At 39.7% G+C, this 14033-nt stretch carries 11 protein-coding genes; 9 read left to right on the top strand and 2 right to left on the bottom strand.

The features are described from left to right. The 9 genes from AAC037_RS06805 to AAC037_RS06765 form a co-directional block, all read left to right on the top strand. Nucleotides 1–555: carotenoid biosynthesis protein (locus tag AAC037_RS06805; protein ID WP_339902267.1), on the top strand; the 555-nt coding region annotated here is incomplete at its 5' end. A gap of 51 nt (nt 556–606) precedes the next feature. Then, entirely contained in the window at nt 607–1053 is a 447-nt protein-coding gene (locus AAC037_RS06800) for a sterol desaturase family protein (RefSeq protein ID WP_339902268.1), read from the top strand. Beyond that, nucleotides 1050–1940, top strand: coding sequence for a MerR family transcriptional regulator (locus AAC037_RS06795; RefSeq protein WP_339902266.1), 891 nt, complete (start codon nt 1050–1052; stop codon nt 1938–1940). Before AAC037_RS06800 ends, AAC037_RS06795 begins: the two co-directional genes overlap by 4 nt. Nucleotides 1941–2546: 606 nt before the next feature. Next, nucleotides 2547–4304: a c-type cytochrome gene (locus tag AAC037_RS06790; RefSeq protein WP_339902265.1), complete on the top strand. Its 1758-nt coding sequence runs from the start codon at nt 2547–2549 to the stop codon at nt 4302–4304. Nucleotides 4305–4405: 101 nt separating this feature from the next. Beyond that, nucleotides 4406–5092: a carbohydrate-binding family 9-like protein gene (locus tag AAC037_RS06785; RefSeq protein ID WP_339902264.1), complete on the top strand. Its 687-nt coding sequence runs from the start codon at nt 4406–4408 to the stop codon at nt 5090–5092. Between the two features lie 11 nt (nt 5093–5103). After that, nucleotides 5104–6351, top strand: coding sequence for an amidohydrolase/deacetylase family metallohydrolase (locus AAC037_RS06780; RefSeq protein WP_339902263.1), 1248 nt, complete (start codon nt 5104–5106; stop codon nt 6349–6351). Between the two features lie 55 nt (nt 6352–6406). Beyond that, nucleotides 6407–6934, top strand: coding sequence for a RidA family protein (locus AAC037_RS06775; protein WP_339902262.1), 528 nt, complete (start codon nt 6407–6409; stop codon nt 6932–6934). Nucleotides 6935–6985: 51 nt separating this feature from the next. Beyond that, on the top strand, nt 6986–8209 hold the full coding sequence (locus AAC037_RS06770) for an aminotransferase class V-fold PLP-dependent enzyme (RefSeq protein WP_339902261.1): 1224 nt from the start codon (nt 6986–6988) through the stop codon (nt 8207–8209). Between the two features lie 3 nt (nt 8210–8212). Beyond that, a complete protein-coding gene (locus AAC037_RS06765) occupies nt 8213–9454 on the top strand; it encodes an amidohydrolase/deacetylase family metallohydrolase (RefSeq protein WP_339902260.1) in 1242 nt (413 codons plus the stop codon). Nucleotides 9455–9688: 234 nt separating this feature from the next. On the opposite strand, the gene trxA is transcribed toward AAC037_RS06765, so the two are convergent. Together trxA and dnaE are read right to left on the bottom strand one after the other, a co-directional pair. Further along, entirely contained in the window at nt 9689–10009 is a 321-nt protein-coding gene (trxA, locus tag AAC037_RS06760) for a thioredoxin (protein ID WP_339902259.1), read from the bottom strand. An 87-nt stretch (nt 10010–10096) separates the two neighbouring features. Continuing rightward, the coding region (gene dnaE, locus AAC037_RS06755) for a DNA polymerase III subunit alpha (RefSeq protein ID WP_339902258.1) at nt 10097–14033 on the bottom strand (3937 nt) is incomplete at its 5' end.

Genomic DNA, 14033 nt, shown 5'->3' with positions numbered 1-14033 from the left:
GAACAGAGTCGGGCACTGTTTCAGTTGATTACTCCTTTTCATTTGGTGGTGGTGACAGGTATTCTTCTTTACTTCCATCGGGATTTTAACAAGGGCTTTCTTGGTTTCTTTACATTTGCCTTCTTAGTTGGGATGATCACTGAAATCATCGGCGTTAACACCGGTTTGCTTTTTGGGGACTACAGCTACAGTTCGGTCATGGGAATAAGGGTTTTCGGCGTTCCGCTAACAATTGGCCTAAATTGGTTCCTATTGGTTTATTTGACGGGGGGGATTTTTCAAAATATGATAAAAAATGACCTTATTGCGGCAGTTTTGGCAGCGTCCCTAATGGTTCTATTGGATTTAAACCTCGAAGTAGTAGCTGTTGAACTGAATTTCTGGCAGTGGCATCAAGAAAGCATTCCTTTATCTAACTATTTCACTTGGTTTTTAGTTGCATTCATAATTCAGATGGTCCATAGAAAGGCTTCATTTGAAAAGGAGAATCCCCTTCACCTTACGCTCTTTTTCAATTTGCTTTTCTTTTTTGCCATTTTGGCAATGCTTTTATAAAAGAAAAAGGTTTGTACTAAACAAAATTGATTGAAAGAAGTTTTAACGACAATGATTTACGCTCTGTTTTATACATTTATAGGTTTTATGGCCATGGAATTGTTCGGATGGTTTATACACAAGTATATAATGCATGGCATTTTATGGAAAATTCACAAAACCCATCATACCCATACGAAAGGATTCTTTGAGCTCAATGATCTTTTCTCGATCCTTTTTGCAAGTATTGCTATTGTGCTAATTTTATTGGGGATAGAGGGATGGGATTATAGATTCTGGTTAGGGCTAGGTATCACTGTTTACGGTATGAGTTATTTTTTCTTGCATGATGTATTGATACACAGGAGGCTCAAGGTATTCTCAAGACCTAAAAAAGGGTATCTTGCTGGCATTTTTAGTGCGCATCAAGCGCATCATATTAGTAGGGAAAAAGATGGAGCTGTTTCATTCGGGTTATTCATTGTACCTAGGAAGTACTTTAAAAATAAAGGTAGATGAGTAAATATTCAATAAAGGACTTAGAGCAATTGTCAGGTATCAAAGCACACACTGTTCGAATTTGGGAGCAAAGGTATAAATTACTTAATCCCAAAAGAACAGAGACCAACATCAGGTATTATGATGACGATGACTTAAAGTTAATTCTTAACGTAGCTTTGCTTAATGATAATGGGATCAAAATAAGTAAAATAGCTAAAATGTCAGTAGAGGAGATGAAAGCAGAAGTTCTTCATCTTACCGAGCGCTCTTTTGCCTATGATGATCAGATTCACTCTTTGGTATTGGCCATGGTGGAATTCAATGAAGAAAGGTTTGAGAAAATTATTGCTACCAATATACTCAAAATAGGTTTTGAGCAGACCATGATCAACATAATTTACCCTTTTTTATCAAAGATTGGTGTTTTATGGCAAACAGGTAGTATTCATCCCGGGCAGGAGCACTTTATTTCAAACCTGGTAAGGCAAAAGCTTATTGTGGCCATTGATGGGCAAATGTATAGTGGAGGCGGGAGTAAATTTCTATTGTTTCTTCCGGAAGGAGAACTGCACGAAATATCTCTATTATTTACTTCTTACATATTAAAATCATATGGTCACAAAGTTATTTACCTAGGTCAGAATACGCCCGATGAAGACCTGAATAATGTTTATAAGGTACACAAACCTGAATTTTTGGTTACCGCTATTACCACAAACCCTTCAAACGAGGAAGTTGAACCCTTTTTGCAATCTTTGGGTGAAAGATTCCCTGATTCAAAGATTATAGCATCAGGATACCAAATCCTGGGCGGCAAACTTAAACTGCCTGCGAATGTACAATTGATGGAATACTTGAAGGAAATTAAAGATTACATCCTTCTTTTACCTTCAACCCGCGCTTAGTTTGGCTTATTCTCAATAATCCAAAATCTTCTTACTTCGATAATTAACCTAAAAATCAATATTTAACAAAAAAATACAAAAATAGGGTTAATAATTTACCTTTTATTCTTGTAATGGAAGGCTTTTTCCTTACTTTTGTCATTATTTTCACCCAAGATATCACCCTTTTTAAAAATTATTTTCAAGTTTGTTATTAGTGCAGTGCTCATCCTATGCCCTGTATTTGGTGCGTAGTTGATGCTCAGTAATTAATTTGGGAATCCTTACTTTAAGGTTTACTAGTCAGTGCTTTAAGGTTATGTAATTATGCTGTAAATCCAAATAATTATAAATAATATGTATAACTAGACATTCTAAAGGATGATGACAGGAGAAAAATAGATCTAAACTAAAACAGAGTTTGACACCTCTTATTAAATGAAATTTGGCAGGTCAATTTTAGAAATAACCATTTCCATAATACTTTATCCACTTAAGTAATTTTTTTAAGAATTACGTGTTGATTTTAAGGGAATTTTATGATTTCAGTATAACTTACCTTCCTAATTTAACAATCGAATCACCCACATAATTTTAAAAAGACAAATCTTTAATAGTTTATATAAGATGAAAAATATATCTTTTAACAAATCACATCGCTTAGGTTACTACCTAATGATGTTCGTGCTTTTTAGTTTGGCAGCATGTCAATCTGGAGTAGAATTACCAAAAGGAGACGCAGATAATGGAGGCTTGACTCTTCCAGGTGGGTTTGAAGCCGTAGTGGTTGCGGATAGCATAGGTAGGGCAAGACACCTTACCGTTAGAGAGAATGGTGATATTTATGTAAAGCTTCGTGTTGCCAACGAAGAAGGGCAAGGAATAGTTGCCTTAAGAGATTCTGACAATGATGGTAAAGCTGATATTGTCAAAGTATTTGGTGACTATCCTGAAAATGGAAGTTATGGTACCGGTATGGAGATCTACAACGGGTATTTTTACTTCAGTACTGCGGGTGATGTTTTTAGAATAAAAATTGATCCTGAAAAATTGGTTCCCGAAGGAGAGGCCGAACTCATCATGAGAGATGATTATAAAAATGCTGAGCATGGATTTGAGCATATCGCCAAGCCACTGGCATTTGACAATGAAGGGAATATGTATGTTCCTTTTGGTTCTCCGGGAGATGTTTGTCAAGAATTTAACAGGCGTCCGGGTATGGCTGGGATGTTTCCCTGTCCTCAACTTGAGTGGCATGGTGGGATATGGAGATTTGATGCTAATAAATTAAATCAAACCCAAGAAGATGGCTATAGATATGCTACCGGAATAAGGAGTGTGGTTGCCATGGATTGGAATGAAAAAGAAAACAGTCTATATGTGGTGCAACACGGTCGAGACAATCTTTACCGAACTTGGCCGGATCTTTACTCGAGGTGGGAGTCTGCTGTACTTCCCTCTGAAGAGTTTTTCAAAGTAGAGGATGGCACCAATGGCGGATGGCCTTATTATTATTATGACCATATTCAAGGTAAAAAACTATTGAACCCTGAATATGGAGGAGACAAAGAGTTGGCCACCGGAGTAGATTCTATAGCCATGCCTTTAATGGGATTTCCGGGTCATTATGCCCCCAATGATCTCTTCTTCTATACAGGAGATCAATTTCCTGAAAGGTATAAAGATGGTGCATTTGTAGCATTTCATGGAAGCACAATTCGTGGGCCTTATCCTCAGGCAGGTTATTTTGTAGGCTTTGTTCCATTTGAAGAAGGGAAACCTTCAGGTCCTTGGGAAGTTTTTGCTGATGGATTTGCCCAGTTGGATACCATTGTAAATACAGGTGATGCTGCAGCACGTCCCATGGGGATCTCTATGGGGCCTGACGGATCGCTTTATGTTACTGAAAGTGTGAAAGGTAAAATTTGGAGAATAATGTATCCCGGAGATAAAGAAGATTTCACGGAAGATGCATTGACCGAATTGGAAGAAAGGAAAAAAACGAGAACAAATATTAAAAAGCCTTCTGAAGAAGAAGATAATTTAGAGAAAGGTATGCTAGAAATAGGTGAACAAACCTATAACGTATATTGCGCAACCTGTCACCAAAGCAATGGTTTAGGAGATGGAACACGGTTTCCTACCTTATCTCAAACCAAATGGGTTAGAGGCAATAAGAAGCAATTAATTAATGTATTGTTACAAGGTCTAGAGGGACAAATAGATGTTAAAGGAGTTTCCTACAACGGCATAATGCCTGCACATTCTTTTCTTAGTGATGCCCAAATTGCGGGTGTTCTTACGTATATTAGAAAAAGTTTTGGGAATAATTCTTCCAGTATTTCAGCGATAGAAGTTGGCAATGCACGTAAAGAAATTGAGTAAATTTTAAAAAAACATCCACTTTATAGGGCTAAAATATGAAGTTAATTGTTTCCATATTAATTGGAATACTTGGGCTGATAGGAGGTCCTAAACCTGAAGCTATGAAAGATAAACAGGCGTCTACTTTGGAATACATTGTGAAATTTGTAAATGCCCCAATTTCCGTTGATGGAAGTTGGGACAAACCTGAATGGAAAGAAGTAAAAGCTGCCTCTATTGCACTTCATATGGGACCAAAACCGGAAAAATTTATTCCTAAAACTCAGGTTAAACTGAGGTATGATAAAGAGTATATTTATGGAATATTCAAGGTGGAGGATAAGTTTGTAAAATGTACGGTTCAAGAGGTGAACGGGAATGTTTCAAGTGACTCCTGTGTGGAATTTTTCTTCGCACCGGACACCAACACTCCCTTGGAATATTTTAATTTGGAGATCAACTGCTCAGGAGTACCCTTGTTTCACCATGTTACCAAACCTAGGAAGGAATTTACGGTTTTGAAGCCCGAAGAGATTGGCCAAATAGAAATCGCCCATACCATGCCGGATAAGGTAGACCCTGAAATCACAGAACCGGTAACCTGGTTTATTGAATTCAAAGTGCCTCTGTCTTTATTAAAAGCCCACAGAGAAATCACTGATCCGGCACCGGGAGTGACTTGGAAGGCTAACTTCTATAAAATTGCAGGACGTACAAGTAACCCACATTATTTTACTTGGAATGAGGTGATTAATCATCGTCCGGATTTTCACCTTCCCCAATATTTTGGAAAGCTAACCTTCGAATAAAAACTATACTTATGAAACTATTAAGGCTTACATTTATTTTCTTTATGGCCATTGTCCTTCAGGTCAATGCACAAGATTATGACTTACTGATAAAAAATGGTCGTGTTATTGATCCCAAAAATGAAATTGATGGGGTTATGGACGTTGCAATTAAGGATAAAAAAATTGCAAAAGTATCTAAAAATATCAAGGAAAAGTCAGCGAAAAAAATTATTGATGCGGAAGGGTTAATTGTAACGCCGGGTTTAATTGATATCCATGGGCATCATTTTTTCGGAACGGAATCCCATAGAGATTATAACAATAGCTTTTCTTCAGTGCCACCGGACGGATTTACCTTTAGAGCAGGAGTTACCACTGTTGCTGATGCGGGGAGTCCGGGTTGGAAAAATTTTCAGACCTATAAAGAGCATGTAATCAAGCGTTCTAAAACCAGGGTTTTGGTTTTTATAAATATAGTGGGTGAAGGTATGAGTGGCGTGACTACTCGCGAGCAGGACACCACAGACATGAGTCCAAAGATGACGGGTATGATTGCAAGGCAAAACCCGGAAATTATTGGGGTGAAGATTGCACATTTTAGGGGACATGAGTGGGAACCCTACAAAAAGGCTGTACAGGCTGCGGAGATGGCTAAAATCCCTGTAATGGTTGATTTAGGTGGAGCAGATCCTGCATTGCCATTGTCTACTTTGCTATTTGATGTGTTAAGACCCGGTGATATTCTTACCCATATGTATGGGGGAGATCACTCCGGACATGGACCCAAAGAGGGTACCTTGAATGCTGATGGTAAGGTATGGCCTCACTGGTTTGAAGCACAAGATAAGGGTTTGATATTCGATGTGGGACATGGAGGTGGATCCTTTCTATTTAGAGTGGCTGTTCCGGCCACTGAACAAGGGTTTTACCCCAACACCATAAGTACAGATTTGCATATAGGAAGCATGAATGGAGGCATGAAAGACATGTTAAATGTGGTGTCTAAAATGATGAATTTGGGAATGAGTCTTCAAGAAGCGATTACAGCTTCTACCTGGAAACCTGCACAGGTGATTCAAAGAGAAGATTTAGGCCACTTATCTGAAGGAGCAGAGGCAGATTTGGCAATTTTCAAATTGCGTGAAGGCCAATTTGGCTTTATTGATTCTTCAGGGGCCGCATTTAAAGGTTCAAAGAAATTAGAAACAGAATTGACCCTAAGAGCAGGCAGTATAGTTTGGGACCTAAATGGAATAGGAGCCAAAAACTGGGAATAACAAGCCTAAAGATTACTAGATTGACCTAATTAAATTACTAAATATAAATTCAGATATGCTTAAATCACTAGTGTTTTTGTTTTTCATAAGTCTTGTTGCTTTGCCTACCATTAGCCATGCGCAAAGTCCTGAGAAAAAATTGAAAAAAATGGGGATCACTTTAAAAAACCCCGAGCCTTTCAAAGGAAGTATAGTCAAGGCAGTACGGACAGGGAATTTGGTATTTCTTTCCGGCCATGGTCCTGTTAAACCTGAGGGCGGAATGGTTACAGGAAAGCTTGGAACAGAGCTTACCGTTACTGAAGGTAGAGCAGCAGCTAAATTGGTAGGGATTGATTTGTTGACATCCTTAAAAGCTGAAATTGGAGACTTGAGCAAGGTAAAAAAGATTGTTAAAGTCCTAGGTATGGTAAATGCCAGCCCTGAATTTGATGAACAGCCTCAAGTAATGAATGGCTTTTCTGACTTCATGGTGGAAGTTTTTGGAGAGAAAGGTAGACATGCAAGATCAGCAGTTGGTATGGGGTCTTTGCCTGGTGATATTGCCTTAGAAATTGAAATGATTGTTGAAATTGAAGATTAAGTGTTTATAAGTGTAAAATTTATAAACAGCTGATCTTCCTAAAATATTATTATGATAAGTAGAAGAAAATTATTGAAAAGATTAGGTGCCCTTCCATTGGCAGGAGGAGTACTAGGCGCAGGTGTTCCCCTTTCTGTGGTGAAAGGAGAAACAATAGAAGAAGCACCCAAAAGGAATGTAATTGAAGAATTGGGGCTTAGAAGTTTTGTGAATGCTGCAGGTACCTATACAGCCATGACCGCATCATTGATGCCGGATGAAGTAATGCAGACCATCAACTTTTCTTCCGATCATTACATCATGTTGGATGAGGTCCAGGATAAAGTAGGAGAAAAAATTGCCGCTCTTTGTCATGCAGAATACGCTACCGTTACAGCTGGATGTTGGTCTGCTATGGTGTTGGGTACGGCAGGGGTGCTTACAGGAAAGGACAGGAAGAAAATAAGCCAACTCCCTGACCTTACCGGCATGAAGTCTCAGGTTCTTGTACAAAAATCTCACAATACAGGTTATGTACATGCGCTAACGAATACAGGTGTTGACATTGTGGAAGTGGAGACTGCTGCAGATGTAGACCGTGCAGTAAATGATAAGACGGCCATGATGTGGTTCTTGAATTATCAAGGTCCATCAGGAAAGATCAAGCATGAGGAGTGGGTAGCTCTTGGTAAAAAACATGGAATTCCTACCATGATAGACATGGCGGCAGATGTGCCACCTGTAGAAAACCTATGGAAGTACAACGACTTGGGCTTTGACCTTGTTTGTGTTTCCGGAGGTAAAGCCATAAGAGGCCCTCAAAGTGCAGGGATCCTTATGGGGCGTAGAGATCTTGTAGAAGCTGCTCGCTTAAGCGCACCACCAAGAGGAGGCACCATAGGCCGCGGAATGAAAGTCAATAAAGAAGAAATTCTAGGCATGTATGTGGCACTTGAAACGTATATCAAAAAAGATCATGACAAGGAATGGAAGGAATGGGAAGACAAAATTTCCCTTATTTCCGATGCTGTTTCTGGTATTGAAAGTGTAAGTACAGAGGTGACTGTACCACCTGTAGCGAATCATACTCCATACTTAGAAATTGGTTGGGATCCTGCTAAAATTAAGCTTACTCAAGCTGAAATGAGAGAAAAATTACGCAATGGATCTCCTTCCATTGAAGTGATTGGTGGTGGCGAAAATGCAATTAAACTTACTGTATTTATGCTAAGACCAAAAGAGGAAAAAATCGTTGCCAAAAGAATTGCTGAAGAATTGCAAAAAGCTAAAGCCTAACTTATGAATTTGAGATATAGAATAGTATTATTTTTAATGGTATTTACCTCTGGTGTGGTAAGTGCCCAAACCTATGACATGCTCATTAAGGGCGGTAGGTTAATTGATCCGAAGAATGATATTGATGCTACAATGGATATCGCCCTCAAGGATGGCAAAGTAGCCAAAATAGCGGAATCCATAACAGGAAGCGATGCTGCCAAAGTTATTGATGCTGATGGACTTGTTGTTACTCCCGGCTTGATTGATATTCATGGTCATGTATTTCATGGAACCAAACCAAATCATTACCTAAGTGATGGTTTGACTGCATTGCCGCCGGATGGTTTTACCTTTCGTGTAGGTGTTACCACAATTGTTGATTGTGGAGGTGCCGGATGGAAAAATTTTGAAACCTTCAAAAAGAATGTCATTGAACCTAGCAAAACCAGGGTATTGAGCTTTATGAATATCGTTGGTGAAGGCATGCGTGGGGGAGCCTGGGAACAAAACACAGGTGATATGGATGGCAAACTTAGTGGTATGGTGGCCAAGCAAAATAAACAATATGTTGTTGGTTTCAAGGTAGCTCATTATGGCAGCCGGGATTGGATTCCAATTGACAGAGCTGTAGAAGCAGGGAGAATTGCAGACATGCCTGTGATTGTTGATTTTGGAGGGTCCAATGCCTTTGATCCGCTTTCTATCAAGGAATTGTTTTTCAACCGTTTAAGGCCTGGTGATATTTATACCCATACTTATGCTGAACTAAACGGGGCCAGAGAAACAGTTGTGAATAGAGAAACTCGTGAGTTTGAACCTTTCGTACTAGAAGCACAAAAAAGAGGGATCATCTTTGATGTTGGATATGGTGGAGCAAGCTTCGAATTCAAGCAAGCCATTCCAGCTTTAGCTGCCGGACTTTATCCCAACACCATTAGTACTGACCTTCACACTGGAAGCATGAATGCAGCCATGAAGGACATGCTTAACGTAATGACTACTTTTCTGGCCATGGGAATGGAGCTTCCTGAGGTTATTGAAGCAAGTACTTGGGAACCTGCAAAAGTAATTAAGAGAACTGAATTGGGACACCTTTCCGAAGGGGCTATAGCGGATTTAAGTATCCTAAACATCAGAAATGGTGAATTTACTCAGTGGGACAGAACAGGACAGAAAGTGCCTACCAACCAAAAACTTGAATGTGAAGTGACCATTAAAGATGGTAAAGTGGTTTATGATTTAAATGGTAGATCCATTCAATAATTAAATGTTGCCCTATATAATAAGAAAAAGTCCTTCAATTGAAGGACTTTTTTTGTTTTTTTTTTAGTTCTACCCATCTAAAACAATTGCGTTTATGTTGATCTGCTTACTTAATTTCAGCACTATTTTTTGCAATGGTTTCAATAGAATACCTAAAGTTTTGATTGCTCTTGTGCGGATAAAACCATAGGCCTAGATTTATAATATCTATTGTTTTTATGGGGAAAAATATATTTATACCTGTGCTTCCAATTTATCAGAAAGAACAGATTTAGGAACTGCTCCTACTACTTTGTCTACGACCTCTCCACCTTTGAAAATCAAAAGGGTAGGTATACTTCTAATTCCAAATTTAGAAGGAACGTTCTGATTTGCATCAACATCTAATTTACCGATGGTAGCCTTGCCTTCATATTCTCCTGCAAGTTCTTCTACGATTGGGCCAATCATTTTACAAGGTCCGCACCATTCCGCCCAAAAGTCTACCAATACAGGCTGATCAGATTTGATTACTTCCTCAAAATTGCTATCTGTAATTTCAATTGCTTTTGCCATCTTAATGTAATTATGGTTTTTTATAAAATATATAACTTAATCAGTTTCAACATTAATAAGTTCCAGATCAATGAAATTATTTTTGTGTCAAAGGATTTTATAAGCTACTTCCGGGATTTGATCCAGTGCTTGGATCAGTTCATTGGAAGGATCTACTCGGTATTTTGCAGAGATCAAGTCTAAGGTCAAATTCTCCTTATTGTCAATGATATTGATATACAGTTTTGCATCTCCCTTGTACTTTTGAGTGATGGCCTCTAATTTTTCCATCAATTCGAGCCCCAAGTCATCCATGTCAATATGAACCCGTAATCCCTTGATCATTTTGCCCCGGATCTCATTTAGCAAAGTGATTTGATTGATTTTAAATTCAAATTCAGCAGGTTTGTATTTATTGGGGTGTACTGAACCTGAAATGTATAAAAACCAATTGTGCATAAAATACTCCTTGAACTTCACATAGTCCTCCCCGAATAAGAAAAAAGTGTGGCCTCCATGGTAATCTTCCATCGTAAGCGTGCCGAAAGGTTTTCCATTTTTTGTGGTGCGGTGTGCAAAGGAAGTTACAGCTCCGGCAAGTTTGATTTCCCCTTTTGATTTTAACTGTGAAAGATCGGCTAGCTCCGGTAGCCCAGTATTGGTAAAAGCTTCTATTTCTACCCTAAACTGATCCAAAGGATGCCCTGAAATATAAAGGCCTACAACTTCTTTTTCTATATTCAATTGCTGCAGTTGGCTGAAAGGTTCCATGTCCGGAATGGAAGGAACAGGGATGTCTAATCCTCCCCCATCTCCAAACATGGAGACCTGAGAACTTTCTTCTTCTTGTATTACCTTTTGCGCATATTTAATGGCTTTTTCCAGAAGAGTGGCTTCATTGTCAGGGGCCTCCAGGTATTGTCTTCGATGAAAATCTACAAAACAGTCAAAACCTCCGGCCATAGCCAATACTTCCATGGTCTTTTTATTGACTGCTTTTAGGTTGACTCTCTTTGTGAAAGTAAAAACATCTTTATACAAGCCTTTCTCTTCCCTTTCTTCAATAATGGCATTCACAGCAGCATTACCGGCACCTTTTATTGCGGCCATACCAAATCTAATCTGGCCTTCCATATTTACGGTAAAATCACTCTTGGACTCGTTGACATCCGGGCCGAGTACCTGTATTCCCATCCGTTTACATTCTTCCATAAAGAAAGTTACTTGGCTAATATCATTCATGTTATTGCTCAAAACCGAAGCCATATATTCAGCCGGATAATGGGCTTTTAGATAGGCGGTTTGGTAGGCGATCCATGCATAGCATGTAGAATGGGATTTATTGAAAGCATACGATGCAAAGGCTTCCCAGTCCTTCCATATTTTCTCTAATTTTTTGCTGTCGTGACCCTTTGTTGCTGCTTGATTGATGAATTTTGGTTTCATCTCATCCAGCACATTTTTTTGTTTCTTACCCATGGCTTTACGGAGAACATCCGCCTCACCTTTGGTAAAGTCTGCCAACTTTTGGGAGAGAAGCATCACCTGCTCTTGGTAGACCGTAATACCGTAGGTTTCTTCCAGGTATTCCTTCATGTCATCCAGATCATAGGTGATGGTTTCTAAGCCATGCTTCCGCTTAATGAAACTAGGAATGTATTCCAATGGGCCCGGTCTGTAAAGGGCATTCATGGCAATAAGGTCAGCGAAAACCGTTGGCTTTAATTCCCGCATGTATTTTTGCATGCCGGCAGATTCATACTGGAATATACCTACTGTTTCACCACGTTGAAAGAGTTCATAGGTTTTGACATCGTCAATGGGAAAGTTTTCCGGATCGAGCAAAATGCCATGTCTTTCTTTAATGATGCGTACGGCATCCTTTATTAGGGTAAGGGTTTTTAGGCCCAAGAAATCCATTTTCAGCAGCCCTGCACTTTCCACAACAGAGTTGTCAAATTGGGTACATACCATCTCAGAATCCTTTGCCAAAGCGACAGGGACAAAGTTGGTAATATCATCCGGTGTGATGATGACCCCGCAAGCATGGATACCCGTGTTTCTCACGGATCCTTCCAGTACTTTGGCCTGGTTTATGGTTTTGGAATTGTCGTCATTTCCTTTAGAAATTCGAATCAACTCCAAAGCCTTTTCCAGGTTGTCATTGTTGTTTTTTAGCTTGGCAGAAAGTTTGGCCCTGTCATTGGCCAATTCAAAGAGGGCTTTAAGTTTGATGTCTGTTACTAACTTGGCCAGCCGGTCTGCTTCCGATAGGGGGAGGTTCAGTACCCTTGCCGTATCTCGAATGGCAGACTTCGCCGCCATGGTTCCGTAGGTAATGATTTGGGCTACTTGGTTGGCACCATATTTTTCGATCACATATTCGATGACCCTTTGTCTGCCTTCATCATCAAAGTCAATATCAATATCAGGGAGAGAAACCCTGTCAGGATTAAGGAATCTCTCAAATAGTAAATCGTAAGCAATAGGATCCACATTCGTAATACCTACACAATAGGCAACAGCAGATCCGGCGGCAGATCCACGCCCCGGTCCAACAGATACTCCCATTTCTCTCGCCGCTCCCGTAAAATCCTGAACAATCAGGAAATACCCCGGATAACCAGTCCTTTCGATTGTTTCCAGTTCAAAATCCAGCCGTTCTTTGATTTCATCTGTGATTTCTCCATATCTTTTTTTTGCTCCCTCATAAGTAAGGTGGCGCAGAAATGCATTTTCCCCTCTTTTTCCACCATCTTCATCATCTTGGGGATCAACAAATTCTTCGGGAATGTCATATTTTGGCAATAGAACTTCTCTAGCAAGTTTGAAAGGTTCTATTTTGGATACGATTTCATCGGTACATGAAATGGCTTCTGGTAAATCAGCAAAGAGTTTTTTCATTTCCTCCGGAGATTTGAGGTAAAACTCATCATTCGGAAAACCATAACGATACTCGCGCCCTCTTTTTCCTATGTATTTCTTGGGTTTTTCGACCAGTTCACCATCTTTAACACACAATAAAATGTCATGGGACTTGGCATCTACCTGGGCATTATAATAGGTATTATTGGCAGCAAAATACTTGACATTGTATTTTTCTGCCCACTGGAGCAACACCTCATTTACCTTTTCTTCTTCAGGTATTCCGTGCCGATTTAGTTCGATATAGAAATTTTCTCCAAATTGCTCGTGCCACCATACGAAGGCCTCCTCAGCTTGGGTTTCTCCAACATTGAGAATAAGGTAGGGAACCTCCCCCCATAGCCCCCCTGTAGTGGCAATAAGGTCTCCCTTGTACTGCACCAAAACTTCGCGATCTATTCTAGGTACATAGTAAAAGCCTTCTATGTTTGCATAGGATGCTAGTTTGGCGAGGTTATGGTATCCCGCTTTATTTTTAGCCAATAAAACTGTTTGGTAACCATCGTCTTTATTGGATTTATTTTTCCGATCCCTACATAGGTTAAACTCACAACCTAGGATGGGTTTGATGTCATTGTTAAATGCTTCTTTAACAAAGTTAAATGCCCCCATCATATTACCATGGTCAGTCATGGCTAAGGCAGGCATCCCTAGCTCCTTTGCTCTTTTAATGATGGCAGGGATTTCAGAGGTAGATTGTAAAATTGAAAACTGAGTATGAACATGTAAATGCGTAAAGGGGGTATCCTTTAGGTCTGAGATGTCTGCACGATCAGCCGCTTTTAGGATTTTTTGTGCGGATACCTTTACCTCATCTTTGGCGGCTGCAAAATTTGCCGCGTCCAGATTTGGTGGTTCATAAATGATTGCATCCAGGGAGATTCCCTCAGTGGGCGGCTGTACCCCCTCCTTGATAAGGCCGAAAAAGCATTTTGCAGTGGCATCTACATCATAGGCAGCATCGTGGGCATCACCAAAGCCCTCACCAAAAAGTTTCTGATGCAATTCAAATAAGGTAGGCCATTTAAACTTTCCTCCCTTGCCACCCGGAATGGCGCAGAATTCAGTTGAAATATCCTTGGTATCCAAGGCTTGTTTCTCCAGGTCTACAATTGGGCGT

It is taken from the genome of uncultured Cyclobacterium sp., assembly GCF_963976465.1.
Taxonomy (GTDB): domain Bacteria; phylum Bacteroidota; class Bacteroidia; order Cytophagales; family Cyclobacteriaceae; genus Cyclobacterium.
The sequence above is the reverse complement of the archived record's forward strand: the minus strand, read 5'-3'. Positions and strand labels throughout refer to the sequence as shown.

Coding starts and splice junctions, on each gene's coding strand:
- AAC037_RS06800 (WP_339902268.1), top strand. CDS start 607: ATGATTTACGCTCTGTTTTATACATTTATAGGTTTTATGGCCATGGAA.
- AAC037_RS06795 (WP_339902266.1), top strand. CDS start 1,050: ATGAGTAAATATTCAATAAAGGACTTAGAGCAATTGTCAGGTATCAAA.
- AAC037_RS06790 (WP_339902265.1), top strand. CDS start 2,547: ATGAAAAATATATCTTTTAACAAATCACATCGCTTAGGTTACTACCTA.
- AAC037_RS06785 (WP_339902264.1), top strand. CDS start 4,406: ATGAAAGATAAACAGGCGTCTACTTTGGAATACATTGTGAAATTTGTA.
- AAC037_RS06780 (WP_339902263.1), top strand. CDS start 5,104: ATGAAACTATTAAGGCTTACATTTATTTTCTTTATGGCCATTGTCCTT.
- AAC037_RS06775 (WP_339902262.1), top strand. CDS start 6,407: ATGCTTAAATCACTAGTGTTTTTGTTTTTCATAAGTCTTGTTGCTTTG.
- AAC037_RS06770 (WP_339902261.1), top strand. CDS start 6,986: ATGATAAGTAGAAGAAAATTATTGAAAAGATTAGGTGCCCTTCCATTG.
- AAC037_RS06765 (WP_339902260.1), top strand. CDS start 8,213: ATGAATTTGAGATATAGAATAGTATTATTTTTAATGGTATTTACCTCT.
- trxA (WP_339902259.1), bottom strand. CDS start 10,009: ATGGCAAAAGCAATTGAAATTACAGATAGCAATTTTGAGGAAGTAATC.